The organism is Bradyrhizobium sp. BTAi1, from assembly GCF_000015165.1.
Lineage (GTDB): Bacteria > Pseudomonadota > Alphaproteobacteria > Rhizobiales > Xanthobacteraceae > Bradyrhizobium > Bradyrhizobium denitrificans.
Genome location: NC_009485.1, coordinates 5579766 through 5597929 on the forward strand (window position 1 = coordinate 5579766; position 18164 = coordinate 5597929).

Annotated in this window: 16 protein-coding genes; 10 read left to right on the forward strand and 6 right to left on the reverse strand. The window is 66.0% G+C overall.

Annotation, left to right across the window (positions count from 1 at the left end; genetic code table 11):
• Positions 1 to 3 precede the first annotated feature (3 nt).
• Positions 4 to 2442 (reverse strand): DUF2235 domain-containing protein, encoded by a 2439-nt coding sequence (locus BBTA_RS25040; RefSeq protein ID WP_148221499.1) that lies wholly within the window; start codon positions 2440 to 2442, stop codon positions 4 to 6.
• A 309-nt stretch (positions 2443 to 2751) separates the two neighbouring features.
• On the opposite strand from BBTA_RS25040, the gene BBTA_RS25045 reads away from it, so the two are divergent.
• Entirely contained in the window at positions 2752 to 3294 is a 543-nt protein-coding gene (locus tag BBTA_RS25045) for a cytochrome b (RefSeq protein WP_012045298.1), read from the forward strand.
• 126 nt (positions 3295 to 3420) lie between these two features.
• Here BBTA_RS25045 and ftsH read toward each other — a convergent pair whose 3' ends face one another.
• Both ftsH and BBTA_RS25055 read right to left on the reverse strand, forming a co-directional pair.
• Complete coding sequence (gene ftsH / locus BBTA_RS25050; protein ID WP_012045299.1) at positions 3421 to 5268, reverse strand: ATP-dependent zinc metalloprotease FtsH; 1848 nt, start codon at positions 5266 to 5268, stop codon at positions 3421 to 3423.
• Positions 5269 to 5331: 63 nt separating this feature from the next.
• A complete protein-coding gene (locus tag BBTA_RS25055) occupies positions 5332 to 6285 on the reverse strand; it encodes a lipid kinase (protein WP_012045300.1) in 954 nt (317 codons plus the stop codon).
• 565 nt (positions 6286 to 6850) lie between these two features.
• On the opposite strand from BBTA_RS25055, the gene BBTA_RS25060 reads away from it, so the two are divergent.
• From BBTA_RS25060 to BBTA_RS25085, 6 genes are all read left to right on the forward strand, one after another.
• Complete coding sequence (locus BBTA_RS25060) at positions 6851 to 7828, forward strand: TerC family protein (protein WP_012045301.1); 978 nt, start codon at positions 6851 to 6853, stop codon at positions 7826 to 7828.
• 28 nt (positions 7829 to 7856) lie between these two features.
• Positions 7857 to 8810, forward strand: coding sequence for an exopolysaccharide biosynthesis protein (locus BBTA_RS25065; protein ID WP_012045302.1), 954 nt, complete (start codon positions 7857 to 7859; stop codon positions 8808 to 8810).
• 240 nt (positions 8811 to 9050) lie between these two features.
• Positions 9051 to 10841 (forward strand): CYTH and CHAD domain-containing protein, encoded by a 1791-nt coding sequence (locus BBTA_RS25070; RefSeq protein WP_012045303.1) that lies wholly within the window; start codon positions 9051 to 9053, stop codon positions 10839 to 10841.
• Positions 10842 to 10926: 85 nt separating this feature from the next.
• Positions 10927 to 11139 carry a hypothetical protein gene (locus BBTA_RS25075; protein ID WP_041750878.1) on the forward strand — a complete coding sequence of 71 codons (213 nt, stop codon included), beginning with the start codon at positions 10927 to 10929 and terminating at the stop codon, positions 11137 to 11139.
• A 203-nt stretch (positions 11140 to 11342) separates the two neighbouring features.
• The gene (locus tag BBTA_RS25080) at positions 11343 to 12515 is read left to right on the forward strand and encodes a M20 aminoacylase family protein (protein ID WP_012045305.1); all 1173 of its coding nucleotides are present in this window, start codon (positions 11343 to 11345) and stop codon (positions 12513 to 12515) included.
• 308 nt (positions 12516 to 12823) lie between these two features.
• A complete protein-coding gene (locus BBTA_RS25085) occupies positions 12824 to 13717 on the forward strand; it encodes a DMT family transporter (RefSeq protein ID WP_012045307.1) in 894 nt (297 codons plus the stop codon).
• A 96-nt stretch (positions 13718 to 13813) separates the two neighbouring features.
• On the opposite strand, the gene BBTA_RS25090 is transcribed toward BBTA_RS25085, so the two are convergent.
• The 3 genes from BBTA_RS25090 to BBTA_RS25095 all read right to left on the reverse strand — a co-directional run bounded on the left by BBTA_RS25090 (position 13814) and on the right by BBTA_RS25095 (position 16113).
• Positions 13814 to 14827, reverse strand: coding sequence for an NAD(P)-dependent alcohol dehydrogenase (locus BBTA_RS25090; protein ID WP_012045308.1), 1014 nt, complete (start codon positions 14825 to 14827; stop codon positions 13814 to 13816).
• 149 nt (positions 14828 to 14976) lie between these two features.
• Positions 14977 to 15108 (reverse strand): hypothetical protein, encoded by a 132-nt coding sequence (locus tag BBTA_RS41670; protein ID WP_012045309.1) that lies wholly within the window; start codon positions 15106 to 15108, stop codon positions 14977 to 14979.
• 189 nt (positions 15109 to 15297) lie between these two features.
• Positions 15298 to 16113, reverse strand: coding sequence for an HWE histidine kinase domain-containing protein (locus BBTA_RS25095; RefSeq protein WP_012045310.1), 816 nt, complete (start codon positions 16111 to 16113; stop codon positions 15298 to 15300).
• Between the two features lie 513 nt (positions 16114 to 16626).
• Here BBTA_RS25095 and BBTA_RS25100 point away from each other — a divergent pair.
• From BBTA_RS25100 to BBTA_RS25105, 3 genes are all read left to right on the forward strand, one after another.
• Positions 16627 to 17040: a hypothetical protein gene (locus tag BBTA_RS25100; RefSeq protein WP_012045311.1), complete on the forward strand. Its 414-nt coding sequence runs from the start codon at positions 16627 to 16629 to the stop codon at positions 17038 to 17040.
• Between the two features lie 131 nt (positions 17041 to 17171).
• The gene (locus BBTA_RS40885; RefSeq protein WP_168167918.1) at positions 17172 to 17339 is read left to right on the forward strand and encodes a hypothetical protein; all 168 of its coding nucleotides are present in this window, start codon (positions 17172 to 17174) and stop codon (positions 17337 to 17339) included.
• A 225-nt stretch (positions 17340 to 17564) separates the two neighbouring features.
• Positions 17565 to 18095, forward strand: coding sequence for a thermonuclease family protein (locus BBTA_RS25105; protein WP_012045313.1), 531 nt, complete (start codon positions 17565 to 17567; stop codon positions 18093 to 18095).
• Positions 18096 to 18164: the final 69 nt, after the last annotated feature.

Consider the following 18164-nt stretch of genomic DNA (forward strand, 5'->3'; position numbering starts at 1 on the left):
AGCCTATTGCTCGGTCGCCTTCCGGCGCAGCGACACCGTAGCGCTGCCGTGGTTGTTGTCGTAGAACGCGTGCCAGAACCACGGCAGGAAGATCGAGGTGTCGTTGACATAGACGAACACCTCGCCGTTGCTGCGGGCGATGAACTCGGCGGTCCAGCGACTGGCGTTCGCCGGATCCTGCTTGAATTCCGGCAGATGCTCCTCCAGCCCGGTGCCGCCGACCCGGACGATCGGCGCGAACCAGTTCGACCAGATCAGCCGCTTGAACGGGATGCCCGGCACCTGGGCCAGCGTCCCGTATCCGAAGCCGGTGGGTGACGCCGGAATCTCGGCATCCGACCACGGCGTCGCGACATCCAGCGTGATCACATAAGTCTCGTCCTGGGCAACGCTCAGTCCGGTCGCGTAGCAGAGCTGGCTGGTCTCGAAGCCATTCTTGTAGCGCACGCTCTTCCTGGCCTCGATCGGCGTATCACCGACCTCAATGCCTTCGCCCGTCCCCTTGCAGAACAGGCCGAGCGTGTTGGCGGTGCCGAATGCGAGCCACCAGAACAGCCACCACATGATCGCGGTTGGAAAGATCCAATGCGTGAGCACGTAGAAGAACGCCTTGTAGATGCCAAGCCGTCGCAGGCGATAGACCGCGCTGTGCCAGCCGCTGAGCGCCGGAAAAGTGTGAGGCTCATGCCAGGCGATGCGCGCGACGTCGCGCAGCGATTGCTGCAGCCTCGTGCCCCACAGGCTCAGCACGGCGAGCACGATGACACCGATCAGAACGAACCCCGGGCCGTCGCGGAACGCCACGAACCAGGGATCAAGCAGCTTCGGCAGGAACGACGCCGCGGCATTGACGATCGGATTCACATAGGGACCGAAGGTGTCGTGTCCGAAGCGTGGCGCATAGATCACGAACAGGGGAATCGCCGCTACGAACAGCAGCGCGAACATCGTCGAGAAATAGACCACGCGCCGCAGCCAGACCCAGTTCCAGACGTCGTCCTGCACCTTCGATCGCGCGGCGCCCGGGTCCGCCGGGTGCAATGTATCGACCGGCGTGTCGGTCGCGTCGGTGACGCGGTAGGTCTTCGGCACCACCACCGGAACGTAGCGATCGGTGCCCGTTGCGATGCGTTCGAACACGGTGCGATGGATCGTCGGCTTTGGCGGCGGCAGCACCGTCTGCGACATGCTGGGATGCAGATCGGCGAGAATCTCGACCTGCGGATCGGGCTGTTTCCTGATCAGGCGCCAGACGCGCTTGACGTCGGCACGAAACGACAATTTGTACGGCGGCGCCGCATAGATCTCCAGGAGATTGCGCGGCTTATAGCGGTAATAGGCCGCGAGCCCCTCGCGCGAATTGTTGAGCTTGTCGTTGGCGTCAATCTCGGGGTCGTAGAGCACCCGGCGTCGTTCGTCGAGATAGATCAGGCCATACGCCTTGGCGCGGTCGAGCATCCAGTCGAGCGTCACATAGGACAGCCCATCCTGCGGATAGCCGCCGCCGATGTCGGAATGCACGCCGGTGAACCAGACCTGGCTGATGCGCTCGCGGTCGCGCGGCGGCAAATCGGTGCGCAGCCGCGGCGCCGGCTCGGCAAGCTTCGCCGCCGCGCTGCGCGGATCATGGTCGATGTCGAACAGCCAGTCGGTCTTGTCGGGCCTGCCGTCAACGACGGCCCGGGCGCGCACATAGCGCTCGTCCCAGATCACCGGCCGGAACGCGTCACGCTCCTCCTCCAATGCGAGCGCATGGCAGGCCCGATGGATCTTGGCGCTCATGAACCGGTCGGGCATCGAGAGCGGCCAGACCCAGTAGTCGATCGCCCGGATCATTTCCTCGATCGGTCCGCCATAGGCATCGACCGTGTCCCAGATGCCGACGAAGTGCACGCTCTCCACCTCGATCGGCGGCGGCTCGGGCAACAGACCGCGCCAGCTGCGGAGCTCCCGGATGCCCCAGTCGCGAATGCCGCGCAGATCGAGTCCGATCTTGCCGAGATATTTCAGGATGCCGCTGTTGTAGCGTTGGCGGTAGCGGCGATAGGCATCGCCGGCGAAGCGCGCCAGATCGGCCTCGTTGTTGTTGTAGTCGACAAGCCCCTGCCCCGCGATCATCGCCGCCACGATGCGGATGGTGAAGGCGCCGCGGCTGAAGCCGAAGCAGTAGATGCGATCGCCGGGACGGTAGTTGCGGCAGCAGAAGCTGTAGAGCGCGATCACGTTGCGCTTCAGGCCGAAGCCGAAGATGCCGCCAAGCGCCGCGAACAGCTTGAACGACGACGTACCGACGCCGTCATCATAGAATGCAATCTGCCGGCCCGGATCACGCAGGTCCAGGAGCTGGAACAGCCGCCAGACATTGGTCTTGAACACAGCCTTGGCGCTGTTGCCGGTCCCATCCGACAGCAGCACGATATTTCTCGGCGCAGCGTTGGACATGAGGCCCCCCGACCAGAATGTCGTGTCGAGCTTGGTCCCCAATTGCAGGAAAAGCAAGACACAATCATTGAGCGAGGGGCGACACCGTCATGAGCGGCCACCGCCGGCGCGCCTCCCAATCGCGCCCGCCGCAAGGGCGGATCATGCGAGCCCTCTGCCGAGACGACCCATGCCAGGCGCATCACCCAAAAATGATCGCAAGACCTCCTCATCCAGTTGCCGCGCCGCGCGCCGTCGACCTCTGGTCCTTCGACAACGTGGACGCGTCGCTCTATCCAGGCGCCTGCTTTGTCCAGGCGAGATGCAATCGTGACTGAAACGAATAAAGCCTATGATCCCCTGCTACGATGGATCCATTGGGTCACAGCCGTGCTGTTCATCGCAGCCATGCTGATCGGGCTGTATTGCGGCCTGCAGCCCGCGGGAACGTCGCCGCGCCGCGAATTGCTGGAGATCCACAAATCGCTCGGCATCACGCTGTTTCTGCTGACGCTGCTTCGCGTGGTCGTGAGGTCGAGAACCACGGCACCGCCAGCGCCTGCCACATTCGGTCCGCTCGTCCGGGCGCTCTCACAGCTCAATCATTGGGCGCTCTATGCGCTGCTGCTGATCATGCCGGTGACCGGCTACATGTTCTCGTCGGCCGGCGGCTACTCGCTGCGCTATTTCTGGACCTTCAGCTGGCCGCGTCTATTCGCCGGCGACAAGGCGATCGCCCATGCCGGCGAGATCGCGCATGATACGTTGGCCTATCTGGTCTATCTCGTGATCGGCCTGCACATCGCGGCGACGCTCTGGCACGCGTTCATCGTCAAGGACGAGACACTGGCCCGGATGTGGCCGCGGCGGTGAAAGGAGGTGCTGTAGCCCGGATGAGCGCAGCGACATCCGGGGTCATCGCAGCACCGCGTGAGACCCTGCATGTCGCTGTCGCCGACGCCCTCCGGGCGTCGGCTATCGCTCATGCAGACGACGAACCTACACCGGCTGCGCCGCCGCGACGAGGTCGCCGGCGCGCTGGTCCTGCTTCAGGAGCGCGGCGAGCTCGCTTTCGTCGAGCGTCTCCTTGACCAGCAGGCGGCGGGCGGCGCGCTCGAGCACGTCGCGCTTGTCCTGCAGCAGCTTGCGGGTGCGCTCCAGCGCCGATGTCACGATCGCGCGCACCTCGGCGTCGATCGCGTCGCCGGCGGCCTCGCCATAGTCGGCGCTGCGCGAGGTGCCGGGCGCCAAGAACGACTGGTTGTCGCGCTCATAGGCCACCGAGCCGAGTTGCTCCGACATGCCGTAGCGCGTCACCATCGAGCGCGCGATGTCGGTGACGCGGCGCAGATCGTCGGCCGCCCCCGTCGACAGATGGCCATAGACCACGAGCTCCGCGGCGCGGCCGCCGAGCAGCACCGCCATCTTGTTCTCCAACTCCTCCCGCGTCATCAGGAAGCGATCCTCGGTCGGCCGCTGGATCGTGTAGCCGAGCGCGCCGACGCCGCGCGGAATGATCGAGACCTTGTGCACGGGATCGGTGCCCGGCAGGCTCATCGCGACGATGGCATGGCCCATCTCGTGATAGGCGACGATCTCGCGCTCCTTCGGATTGAGCAGCCGGTTGCGCTTCTCCAGGCCGGCCACGATGCGCTCGATCGCATTGTTGAAGTCGTCGAGCGTGACCTCATCGGCGCCGCGCCGCGTCGCCAGCAAGGTCGCCTCGTTGACGAGATTGGCGAGATCGGCGCCGGTGAAGCCCGGCGTCAGCGCCGCCACCTTCTCCGGATCGACGTCGGCGGCGAGCTTGGCCTTTTTCAGATGCACGTTGAGGATCTGGATGCGGCCCGGCTTGTCCGGACGATCGACCAGCACTTGGCGGTCGAAGCGGCCGGCGCGCAGCAGCGCCGGATCGAGAATCTCAGGGCGGTTGGTCGCCGCCAGCAGCACAAGGCCGACCGAGGAGTCGAAGCCGTCGAGCTCGACCAGCAGCTGGTTCAGGGTCTGCTCCTTCTCGTCATGGCCGCCGGCGAACGGGCCCATGCCGCGGGCGCGCCCCAACGCATCGAGCTCGTCGATGAAGATGATCGCGGGCGCCTTGGCGCGCGCCTGCTCGAACAGGTCGCGCACGCGCGCCGCACCGACGCCGACGAACATCTCGACGAACTCCGAGCCCGAGATCGAGAAGAACGGCACACCGGCCTCGCCCGCGACCGCCTTGGCGAGCAAGGTCTTGCCGGTGCCGGGCGGGCCGACCAGCAGCACGCCCTTCGGCATGCGGCCGCCGAGACGGCCATAGGATTTCGGATCCTTCAGGAAGGCGACAATCTCGCGCAGCTCGTCCTTGGCCTCGTCGACGCCGGCGACGTCCTCGAAGCGCACACCGGTATTGGCCTCGACATAGACCTTGGCCTTGCTCTTGCCGATCTGCATCAGGCCGCCGCCGAGCCCACCTGCGCCGCCCATCATCCGCCGCGACAGCCAGTACCAGACGCCGAAGAACAGCGCGATCGGCATCACCAGCGAGAGAATGTCGCCGAGAATGTTGCTCTCGACCCGGCCGGTGAAGGTGACGTTGGCCTTGGCAAGCTCCTTGGCGAACTCTTGGTCCACGCGCGTTGTCGCAAAGCGCGTCTGCCCGCTGGGCAGCGGCTCCTTCAACGTCCCTTCGAGATAGTTCTCGGAAACGCCGACCTCCTTCACCTTGCCGGCGGCCAGGAGGTCCTGGAACTGGCTGTAGGGAATCACGGCGACCTGGCGATAGCTCGTCCACGCATTGTGGATCATCATCGCGACGAAGATCGCAATGATCGCATACCAGAGATTGAAGCGGGTCTGCTTGGTCATGGGTCTCTCAACGGAGTGAACGAATAAGTAACGCGTGACCGCAGGCTGCGGATTGGCCGGCGGTCAGTTGCGGTCCTGGGATGGCGTCTCGGGCACGAACACGGTGACCGCGCGCGGCAGCACGTTGAAGCGTGCCGGAGTGAAGGTGACGAGTTCGCCATCGGCGTTGATCGGACGCGGCCGCCGGGTGCGGATCTCGAACGCGGTGTCACGCGAGGCCCGCACCTCCTGCCACAGCCCGTGGCGGCCCTTGCGGAAGTCATAGGCCATGGCCAGCAGCTTCCAGACGCGGCCGATCTCCAGCGAATAGAGATCGAGATGAGAATCGTCGATCTCCGCACTGTGCTCGACGGCCATGCCGCCGCCATAATAACGGCCGTTGCCGACCGCGATCTGCAATGTCTTCACGCGCACCGCGCCATCCGAGGACACGATCATGGCGCGAAACGGCCGCGCATTGGTGAGCACCTTGAGCGCCGTGATCGCGTAGCCGAGCCGTCCGAACCGGCGCTTTGTCTCCTTGGTCAGCTGGCGCGCGAGATCGGCGCTGAGGCCGAGACTCGCAACGTTGAAGAACGGGTGCCCGTTGACGTCGCCGAGATCGATATTGCGGCGATGGCCGGCCGCGATCACGTCGGCCGCCGCTTCCATGTCCTCGGGCAGGCCGAGCGTGCGCGCGAGATCATTGGCGGTGCCGGCGGGAATGATGCCGAGCGGCAGCCCGGTCTTCACCAGCGCGGGTGCGGCGGCGTTGAGGCTGCCATCACCGCCGGCGATGACGACGGCGTGCGCACCGTCGGCATGGGCTTCGATCCACGGCGCGACCTCGCGCGGACTATGCGGCGCCGAGATCACGAGATCGTAGCCCGCCCCGCTCAGCCGCGACACGGCCACTCCGGCCGCCGTGCCGCCGGAGCGGCTGCCGCGGTTGATGATCACCAGCAGTCGGCGCGTTGCGACTGGCGGTCGGGACGGTGGCGCCGTCGCAACCAATACCTTCTCATCCCCCGCCGTCACGACCTGCTCCCGTACACCACATACCAGCACGCCCGGGTATCCAGGCGCGATTGCCTCACAAAGCGGCGAGCAGCCGTTCGGGTTCCATCACGATCGGCCTTGGTGCCCCGATCCGGCGACGGTCGTGCGACGTTACAAGATGCGTTGGTCGAAGCATACGGAGAGCAAGAGCAGCAAAGGTCCATGGTCACAAGCGACACGTGTGGCCGCATCTCATCAAACTCCCATTTGCGCTCCGAAGAGCGAAATACCGTCATTGGTATTTGTTACGAAAGAGAGTCCGACATCATAGCCGTGCAGACTATCAGAGGGGCCCGGATCTCCGGTTCATCACACCTAGTTCGGGTTTTCAGCGCCGCAAGGCGCATGACACTCTGTCGCATTCGGTGAGGTCGCATTCGGTGGCGTCACATTCAGCGGCGCGGCCTCGCGTCCCCTTGAAATCGCGCGGCAGGCGAATACATGGTGGGGTAACCCTGGTCCGGGCCCCTCTGGTGAAGCTGCCGGTGCTTTCACGATGTCGGACCTGACGACATCAATCACACTGGCTCAAAGAGGACCCGTCGTGGATTTCCTGTTCATCGCGTTTGCCGGCAAGCCTGTCTGGATGTGGCTTGCCTTTCTCGCAATCGTGCTCGCCCTGCTCGTTTTCGACCTCGGCATCGTGCATCGCAAGACGCGCGAAATATCGGTGCGCGAGAGCCTCGTGATGAGCGCGATCTACATCATGCTCGGCCTCGGCTTCGGCGGCTGGGTGTGGTGGCAGCTCGGCGGCGAGGCCGGCACGGCCTATCTGACCGCGTTCACGATCGAGAAGGCGCTGGCGATGGACAATGTCTTCGTCATCGCGATGATCTTCAGCTATTTCGCGATCCCCCGCGCCTATCAGCATCGCGTGCTGTTCTGGGGCATCGTCGGCGTCATCGTGCTGCGCGCGATCATGATCGGTCTTGGCGCCGCGATCGTCGCCCAGGCGAGCTGGGTGCTCTACGTGTTCGCGCTCTTCCTGGTCGCGACCGGCGTCAAGATGCTGGTGTTCAAGGACAAGCCGCATGACGTCGGCTCCAACCCGGCGCTGGCCTGGATGCGGCGCCGCTTCGACGTCACCGACCGGCTGCATGACGAGCACTTCTTCGTGCGTCAGCCCAACGCCAGCGGCAAGATGACCTGGTTCATGACGCCGCTGTTCCTGGCGCTGATCCTGATCGAGTTCGCCGACGTCATCTTCGCCGTCGACTCGGTGCCCGCGATCTTCGCGATCTCGACCGACCCGTTCGTGGTCTACACCTCGAACATCTTCGCGATCCTGGGTCTGCGTGCGCTCTATTTCGCGCTGGCCGCGATGGTCGATCGCTTCCAGTATCTCAAGCTGGCGCTTGCGGCCGTGCTGATCTTCATCGGCTCGAAGATCTTCCTCGCCGACCTGCTCGGGCTGGAGAAGTTTCCGCCGGCGCTGTCGCTCGGCATCACCTTCGGCCTGCTCGGCGCCGGCATCGGCTATTCATTGTGGAAGACGCGGCCCGCGGCCGAGCAGGTGAAGTAAGAACACGCAGAGGACACGAGGTCACGGCGTGGCGATGAACGATGGCGCATCCAATGATGAGGTCTCGGCGGCGCCACGCCGGCACAATGGCCCGATCAGCCGGCGGCTGCTCGCGATCGCGCGCACGGTGCGATCGGAGGAGCCGTCGGTCGGCGAGTTGTTCGACCGCCTGGAGTCGGAAGGTCTCGGCCTCACTTTGCTGCTGCTGACGATCCCGGCGCTGATCCCGCTGCCCGGCCCGTTCGGCATGGTGTTCGGCACCTTCGTCGCGGTGGTGGCGCTGCAGATCCTGTTCGGCGCCGAGCGACTATGGTTGCCGGAGACGGTGCGGCGCCGGCCAGTCCCGCAGCGGCTGCTGCGCAAGGTCATCCGGGCCGGGCTCGACTGGGCCGGCGTTGCCGAGCGCGCCCTGCGCGAGGACCGCCTGGTCTGGCTGACCGGCCGCACCGCGCGCATGGTCCTGGCGCTACCGCTGCTGTTGATGGCGGTCACGATCATTCTTCCCATCCCGATGGGCAATGTAATGCCGGCTCTGGCGCTGATCGCCGCCTCGATCGGCTTCATGGCCGGCGACGGCCTGGCCGTGCTGGTGTCGATGCTGATCGCGATGGCCGCCGTGGTGTGGACGGCGGTGCTGCTCTACACCGGCGCGGCCGCAGCCGACTACGCGGCCACGCTGCTGACGCATCTGGGCCTTCATCTGCGCAGCATGATGCAGAGTCTGGGCGTCGATCTCGGCCTCGCTGCCGGCGTTGCGACCGGGTGCGCGGTCGCGGCCGGGCTCACCGCGCTGGCCTTCTGGGTTCAGGCGGCGCGTCACCGGCGTCGCCGGCGCGGCCTGTTCGATCCGACGGAGGACCCGCGGGAGCGCTCGCGCGCGATGGCGCGGCGCGGGCGTGGCCTGGTCGCGGCCGCGACCATCGCCACGGGGGCGGCGGCGATCTTGATCGCCACGCGCCTGATGCTGACGGCCTGGATTTGAGCGGTCCCCCGCCAGACGCGACGTCCCGCCACAGGGGTTCTCGCGCCGCAAACATTTTTTCGTGAGGCGCCTCGCGGCCCGGCCGCAGGGCGTTGGCATTGATGGAATGAGGGAAAATCAGCTTGATGTCATATGGTATGCCAATGCCCGTCATCACGCTGAACAATTCCTGCTGTCTCATCCTGCTAATTTCGGTTATGTTTCGGGGCAACAGTCATCAAACCGTCAATGAACCAACACATGCCGGATTCGAACGCCGCGTCGATCCAAGGCAGCGATTGCGTTATGCCTGGATCAAGCGTACAAGATGCGACGAGCAGCAACGCAGACTGCACGGCGGACCCTCCAAGTGGGATTGCACCTTCCCGTCGGATCGACACTGCTGGCCAGCCGGTCTCTTTGGCTGTGGATTCGGGGGCTGCGGATCCGGCAGCTGCAGATGCGGGCGCGGCGCCTCTCGATCCCGCGCGACCCGCATTGCCCGATCCCGCAATCTCCGGCGAAGAGATCGAGCTGAAGCTGCTCGTCGTCCCCGAGCAGCTCGCCGATTTCAACAATGCGCCGATCGTCGTAGCGCATGCGCGCAACAAGGGCACGCGCAAGCATCTCACATCCGTCTATTACGATACGCCGCGACGACAGCTCTGGAAGAACGGCTTCACGCTGCGGGTGCGCCAGAGCGGCTCGCGTTTCGTGCAGACCGTCAAGTCCCAGCAGAGCGACGACCCGCTGAAGCGCGGCGAATGGGAAGCGAGCGTCACCTCGCTCGCGCCGGACACGGCATTGGCGGCGGCACTGCTGCCCGAGGAACTGCGCGCAGCCGTGACCGACTCGCCGCTCGAGCCGGTGTTCACGGCAGACGTGCATCGTCATGCGCGGCTGCTCGATCTGCCCAACGCAACCCTCGAGGTCGCCTTTGACAGCGGCGTGATCAAGGCGGGTGAGCACAGCGAGACGGTCAGCGAGATTGAGCTGGAACTCAAGAGCGGCAACCCCGCGACGATCTACGAGGCGGCGCTGCGGCTCGCCGAGCACGGTCCGGTGCGGCCCTCGATCCGCAGCAAGTCGGCACGCGGTTTCGATCTCGCCGCAAGCGTAGCGCCAGGCGCCGAGAAACCGCAGAAGCTTCATCTGGATCCCGCGGTCTCGCTGGACGAGGCCTTCGCGGTGATCCTGCGCGGCAGCTTCCATCATCTGCTGCAGGCGCTGCCGGCAGCCGAGGATGGCCGCGATCCGGAAGGCGTTCATCAGATGCGGGTGGCGCTGCGGCGGCTCCGCGCGGCGCTGCATCTGATGCGGCCGCTCGGGGTTTCGGCGACGCTGGAGAGCCTCGAGACCGATGCACGCTGGCTCGCACAGAATCTGTCCACGGCGCGCGATCTCGACGTCTTCCTGACCGAGACATTGCCTGAGATCGCCGAAGCCTGTCCGACGGTCGCCGGCTTCGACACGCTGCAGAGCCTGGCCGAGCGGCAGCGCGCGCTTGCTTATCGCAAGCTGCGCATGGCGGTCGCCGACCGCCGCTGCGCCGCCTTCGTGCTCGGTCTCGGCGCGTTGATCGCGACGCGTGGCTGGCGCAACGACGTCTCTCCAGACGAGCTTGGGCGGCTCGCGGGGCCGGCGCTCGATTTTGCCGGACACGTGCTGGCGGAGCGGCATCAGACGGTGCTCAAGCGCGGCCGACGTTTCAAGAAGCTGCCGGCCGAGCGCCGCCATCGGGTGCGGCTGGCGCTGAAGAAGCTGCGCTACAGCATCGACTTCCTGCTGCCGCTCTACGGCGCAAGCAAGCCGGCCAGGAAATATGCCAGGACCCTCGCCGACCTGCAGGAGCAGCTCGGCTATTACAACGACATGGCGGTGACCGCCGGCGTCATCGCCGATCTCGGCACGACCTCGACCGATGCGGCGATCGCCGCGGCCGCAATCACCGGCTGGCACGCCCATGCGATGGCCGGCGTCGAGCAACCGCTACGCGAGGCGTGGCGTGCATTCGCGAAAGCGCCGACTCCCTGGGGCTCCGAGGAGGCGTAGCGCCAGGGCCGCCGGCATAGTCATCATTGTGATCGCATTGATCTGCTTCAAGACGCATGATCGCGATGTGTGTCAGTGTGAACTTATGAAGATATCCAGCGTGACCTGCCCGCATTGCCATGCGGCCTACGAGATCGCCGAATCGACATCCGCCCTGGGCAGCCCCGGCCAGGCCGATTGCGGCGTTTGTGGAACGCTGCTGGTCGCGTGGGAGGAGCCGAGCCTGCGCGCCTTCCGGCTCGTGGTGCCGCCCGAGCACAAATATCCGCGCGTGCCGACCCCGTCCTGCTTCGCCTGACAGCTTCGTTCCGGAATCCGGAACGCGCAATGCGACGTGGCCCCGTTGCCGCGCATCTCTGCATGGCGCCATGGCGGGCAGCAGCTTGCCGGGATTTTTGGACCACGTCATAGTCGTCCGATCGTGCGGAGAGCCCCGCGCGGCCGTCCTTGGCCGCGTGGACCGCAGCGTCCAAATTCCACATCGCGAGCAGTTCCTTCCTCATGCCCATCCTCAACAGCATCGCCGCATTGTCAGATGAAATGGCCGCCTGGCGGCACGATTTTCACGAGCATCCCGAACTGCTCTATGAGGTGCACCGCACCGCCGGCATCGTCGCGGACCGTCTGCGCGAATTCGGCTGCGACGAGGTCGTGACCGGGATCGGCCGCACCGGCGTGGTCGGCGTGATCCGGGGCCGCAAATCGGCCTCCGGCAAGACCATCGGCCTACGCGCCGACATGGACGCGCTGCCGATCGAGGAGACGTCGGGCGTTCCCTACGCCTCCAAGACGCCCGGCCTGATGCATGCCTGCGGTCATGACGGCCATACCGCGATGCTGCTCGGCGCTGCAAAATATCTCGCCGAGACGCGCAATTTCGACGGCACCGCGGTCGTCATCTTCCAGCCTGCGGAAGAAGGCGGCGCCGGCGGCAAGGCGATGGTCGATGACGGGCTGATGACGCGCTGGGGTATCCAGGAGGTCTATGGCATGCACAACATGCCCGGCATTCCCGAAGGCCATTTCGAGATTTCACCCGGCGCGATGCTGGCGTCGGCGGACGCGATCCACATCAAGGTCACCGGCAAGGGCGGCCACGGCGGCGCCGGTCCGCACCGGGCGGTCGACAGCATCCTGATCGCCTCGCAGATCGTCAACGCGCTGCAGTCGATCGTCGCCCGCAATGTCGACCCGCTGAAATCGGCGGTGATCTCGATCTGCTCGATCCATGGCGGCACCACCTTCAACGTCATCCCCGAGACGGTCGAGATGCTCGGCACCGTGCGCACCCTCGATCCGGACATCCGCGACCTCGTCGAGAAGCGTATCATCGAGGTCACCGAGGCCACTGCCCGGGCCTATGGCGGCTCGGCCGAGGCGATCTATGAGCGCAAATATCCCGTGACGATGAACCATGCCGCGCAGGCCGCCTTCGCTGCCGACGTGGCCCGCGACGTCGCCGGCAATGAGCGCGTGAATGACCGCGCCACGCCCTTGATGGGCGGCGAGGATTTCGCCTTCATGCTGGAAGCGCGCCCCGGCGCGTTCGTGTTCATCGGCATGGGTCCGGGCAATGAATGTCACCACCCGGCCTACCGCTTCAACGACAACATCCTCAGCGCCGGCGCCTCTTATTGGGTGAAGCTGGTCGAGAAGAGCATGCCGGCGAACTGATCGGGGGCAATCCCATCAGTTCCCCGCAGCGTCATTGCGAGGAGCCGCAGGCGACGAAGCCATCCAGGATCGTCATCGGATCGACAGCCTGGATGGCTTCGCTGCGCTCGCAATGGCGGCCGTGGCGAGCACCGGAAGCCCCACAAGCTCCGTCATCGCGAGCGTCAGCGAAGCGGTCCAGGGGCCCAGTGCACGAACCGGCATGGCGCGGACTTCATTCCAGACCAGAACGGTTCGTTCCCTATCGAAACGTCGAGCGCGGCCTCGCGGCTAGGAGAAGGTGATCCTTCTCCCGCCCGCGAGGCCACATGCAGACCCGCTCCGATCTCACCCGCGAGCTCGCCCTCCTGCTCGTGCTGTCCACCTTGTGGGGCGCCTCCTACACCTTCATCAAGATCGGCGTCGAGACCATCCCGCCGCTGACCCTGATCGCTGCACGGACCTTGATCGCAGGACTGCTGCTCGCCGCGATCATCCGCAGCCGCGGCCTCGGCTGGCCGCGCGAGCGCGCGACCTGGCGCCGCTTTCTGATTCAGGCCGGCCTCAACAGCGTCGTGCCCTTCACGCTGATCGCCTGGGCCGAGCGCACCGTCGAGGCCGGGCTCGCCACGATCCTGAACGCGACCTCGCCGATCTTCGCCTTCCTGCTGACGACGCTGGTCACGCGCCACGAGCCGGTCACGCGGCGCAAGCTCGGCGGCATCGCCACCGGCCTTGCCGGCACCTGCCTCATCGTGGGGACCGAGGCGCTGGGCGGGCTTGGCCGCGAGCTGTGGGCCCAGCTTGCGATCGTCGCCGCCACCATCTGCTATGCGGGAGCGGCAATCATGGGCAAGCGCTTCAAGGGGCTCGACCCGATGCTGCCCGCGGCCGGCTCGCTGCTGTCGGGCGCCGTGATCCTGATGCCGCTCGCGCTCATCGTCGACCATCCCTGGACGCTGCAGCCGTCGCTGCGCTCGGTGCTGGCGCTGGTCGCGCTGGCGACCGTCTCGACCGCCGCCGCGATGGTGATCTATTTCCGCCTGGTGCAGACCCTCGGCTCGATCGGCGCGACCGCGCAATCCTATCTGCGCGTGCCGATCGGCGTCGCCATCGCCGTGGCCGGGCTCGGCGAGCAGCTGGCACCAACGGCCTGGATCGGCCTCGCCTGCGTCGTCGTCGGCGTCGTCGCAATGACGCTGCCGGCGCGCAAGGCGGCATAGAGCATCATCTGAAAAAGTGGAAAACGGTTCTCCGAAAAGATCATGCTCAAACAAAAGGAAAGATCATGATGCGTTTCCGTGGAAACGCATCATGATCTAGCCGATCGCGATCGCCACCTTGCCGAGATGCGCGCCGCTCGACATGTAGTGGAACGCCGCGCGCGCCTCGCTGAACGGAAACACACGATCGACCACCGGCTTGACCTGGTGCAGCGCCAGCGCATTGGCCAGCGCCTGCAGATCCTCGACCGAGCCGACCGTGACACCCTGCAGCCGCTGCTGCTGCATCACCATCAAAGGCAGGCGCAGCTCGGCGGCCGGCGCGCCGGCGAGCACGCCGATGAAGGCGATGGTGCCGCCGATACGGGTGGCCCGGATCGATTCGTTGAGCGTGCCGACACCGCCGACCTCGACCACGAGATCGACGCCCTGCCCTGTGATCTCCCGCGCCTTCTTGCCCCAATCCGGCGACGTCTTGTAGTTCAGCGTGACGTCGGCCCCGAGCGCCTCCAGCCGCGCGATCTTGGCCTCGTTCGAGGACGTCGCGATCACTCGCGCGCCGGCCATCTTGGCGATCTGCAGCGCGAAGATGGAAACGCCGCCCGTCCCTTGCGTCAGCACCGTCTGGCCCGGCCGGATGCCGCCGAGCTTGACCACCGCGCTCCAGGCCGTGACGCCGGCGCAGGGCAAGGTCGCCGCCTCGATATCGCTGAGATGCGCCGGTGTCCTCACCAGCGCATGCGCGGGAAAGATCCGATATTCGCTCAAGGTGCCGTCGACCGCGCCGCCGAGCGCGGCCCGCATCTTCGCTTCACTCGGCTCGCCAGCACTCCAGCTCTCGAAGAAGCTGCCGATCACGCGCTCGCCGGGCGCGACCCCCACCACGCCGTCGCCGACCGCCTCGACCACGCCGGCGCCGTCGGACAGCGGCACCAGCGGAAATTTCTGCCGCGCGCCATAGCCCCCCTTCACCGTCAGCAGGTCGCGATAGTTGATGCTGGCGGCAGATAGCCGCACCAGCACCTCGCCTTGGCCCGGCGCGGGCACGGGCTTGTCGACCAGTGCCAGCGCCTCGATGCCGCCCGGTCCCTGCAGCTCATAGCATTTCATCCGACGTCTCCTGCCCGCGGCGCGTTTCGCGCTTCGTCGCGGGATGGTGGAGCGTTTCGCGCCGGCGATCAAGCCGCGCCGCGTTCCGCGCGGCGGACAAACATGCGGCAAGCGCAGTGCGCAATGGCGGTCGATCGCGCATCGACTCGTCACGATGCCGGCAGGTCAGGGCCAGGCTGCCGATCCTCGATCAGCGGGATCACCACATGGTTGAGCACATAGTCCGTGCCCAGCCAGGTCACGATCAGCGAGATCAGCAGCAGCGCGGCCAAGAGCAACATGTCGCGTCGATTCATTGAAGAACTACGCGGCAGCGCTGCGGCCGTTTCAGGCCGGCCGCATCGATTTGCGGCGTCAACCATTGGAACCCGCGCCTGCGGCTCTCGATCGGCTTACCGGATGATCCGCGGGCGACATCGCTGCTCGCATTCAATCCGCGACATCCGTCGCAGCTGATCGCAGCCCGCGCCTCATGCGCCCGCTTCGAACCTGATCCGGCAGAGCAGTCCGTCGGCGCGAAAATCCTGCTCGACACTGCCGCCGATCGCGGCAAGGCTTGCGCGGATCATGCGCATGCCAAATCCCTCGCGCAGCGGCGGCTCGACCGCATGCGCACACAGCTCGCGCCAGGTCACGACCGTGCGACCGCCGTCTTGCGCCAGCTGCACCTCGAGCCGGCCGCCATCGCCGCGCAGCGCACCATATTTGACGGCGTTGGTCGCGAGTTCGTGGAACACCAGCGCAAGATTGCGCACCGCGTCCGGCCCCAATTGCACATCGGCTCCCTCCACCGCGATCACGCCCGGCACCCGATAGGGCTGCAGCTCCATCTCGATCAGCATGCGCAGCGTCATGATGCGGTGGTCGGACCAGGCGAGCGTGTTGGCACGCGCCACAGCCTCGAGCCTGAGCGAGATCGCCTCGCCCTTGTCATGATCCTCGCCCGACAGGCTCGACCGGACGATCGACTGAAACACCGCGAGCTGGTTGTTCACGCGATGGCGGAGCTCGCCAAGCAGCAATTCGCGCGCATGCTCGCTACGCTTGAGCTCGAGCAGCGCGTTCCGGCAGAGATTGGCCAGCCAGATGACCAGCGCAGCCGTGCCGAGGAATGCGACGAGATTGACGGCTTCACCATGTCCCGGCCGGTCGGTGAAAGCGACCAGCACCACCGTCGCCGACAACCACGTGGCAAAAATCGCCGAGGGGATGCCACCGAACAACGCCGAAAACACGACCGCGGGGTAGAAGGTGGCGTAAGGCAGGCTCGCACCGAGCAGATCCAACGCAACGCGCGCGGCGCTCGATAGGGCGACAGCAAGAAGTGTCAGCAGAAACGTGGTCGCTGACCACGGCCTGCGTCTCAACACCCAATCTGACAAACTCCGACCCGCGCGCACGTTCGACACCGCATTCACGTCTATCGTCCCGCGCCGAGGGGAACAAGCTGAAGGAACTGCCGATGCGCGAGAAAAACTTTGGAACTTTTCCTAAGTAGTTGCGTTACGAGGCGCGCCATGGAACTTGCGGGCCGCGGCCTGCAGCCGCGCGCAAGGCATCTCACCGACCGCTCATGTTGCAGAATAAGACGCCGCGTGCGGCCGGCAGTGACGATCGTGACCGCCGATCATTAAGAATGTCACCTGCCTTCACGCGCAGCCCGCGCGCGATCCGACGCGTGGCGGCAATGAATGCGGTATCATGACGCTCCCCTGTGGATGAGCTTGTAGTCCCACGGTTCCTGCAGCCCCAAACCTAGCGGCTTGCTGCGCGACGCCGCGGGATCGATCATGGCGCTCATGACCACCAGATCGCGCGAGAGACTCTACGGCGCCGGCATCAGGATCGCGCAAGAACAGGCCGCCCGCGCGCGCAAGGAAGCGGACCGCCTCGCCTGCGCGGCCTGGAACAAGCGGATGCTCGGCTACAAGGGGCCGGCGCAACCCTCGCCGCTGCTCGGCGATGCCCTCAATGCCGGCTACTTCTATCTCGAAGTGCGCTGCCTCGGCTGCGACACCAACCAGACCGTCGCGCTCGACATCATCAGACGGCCCAAGACGACGCCGATCCACGAGCTGGAGCGCTACATGCGGTGCCAGGATTGCTCGCGGCTGCGCGGTCATCCCTACAAGCGCAGCGCGTTGGTGGCGTTGCGCGAGACCAAGATCTCGGCCGCCCATCCCGCCTCGACATGGTGGCCCGGAGAGCGATAGCCGTGCGACGGTATTCAGATCCGACAACGAGTGAGGCCCGAAATTCTTTCTCGGCCCCCCGGAACAATCTCGCCTGCTCGTCGTTTCGACATTTCGCCAGCGCGGCAGGGAAGCGAATTATGTCAGAGTTGATGACCGAGCCCGACAAGCTGCGGGCCGACGCGGCAGAATGCGCCATCATTCGTGACCTCGCCACCGACCGCGACAAGCGCGAGCTGTTCGCGCGCCTCGCCGCGCATCTGAGCGCGCTGGCCGCCGACGTGGAGCATGCGGCGCGGAGCAGCAGGCCGGCGAGTTGATCCCCCCGGCGAGCTGATCCCAACGGCGATGTGGCATCACGGCCGCATGTCGCCTCCCCCCATGACGTCCGCACCGCGAACGCGCGCGATGTGGCGCATCTTGGCGTGATCTCGCTCGGCAGCCATAGGATCGCGCTGCTCGGCTTAGCTATTCGCTATAAGACCTCACGGGCAGCATCTGATTCGCCGCTCGGCGAATTGACGCCCCAGTGCACGGTGCCGATCTTGCGATATTCACTTCTCTTCGTCTGCGGGGCTCTGCTGCTGGCTGCCGCGCCTTCTGCCGTCGCGCGCGACCTTGTTGGCCGCGGCAGCATCGTCGATGGCGATACGCTGGATCTTCACGATCAGCGCATTCGTCTGTGGGGCATCGACGCGCCGGAGAGCGCGCAATTGTGCCGCGGCCGCGACCGCAAGCCATATCGCTGCGGCGCGCTCGCCGCCAACACGCTCGACGCGTTCACCCGCGGCAAGACCATCCGCTGCATGCCCGTGGATGGCGACCGTTATGGCCGCGTCGTCGCGCGCTGCGCGGCCGGCGGTGTCGATCTCGGCCAGTTCATGGTGTCGCGCGGGCTTGCATTGGAGGAGCCGCAATATTCCCACGGTCATTACGCGGCCGATCAGGTCGCAGCCCGCCGTGCCGGGCGCGGCGTGTGGTCCGGCCGCTTCGTCGAGCCGTCACTCTATCGCAGCTGCATGCACGCCGCCGGCACGCGGTCCGTCTGCTCGGAAGGCGCGACCGGCTGGCGATGAGTGCGGGCGAGACGTCGCCATCAGAGCGAACTCTGCATCATCCGTCATTGCGAGCGCGGATCTCGTCGC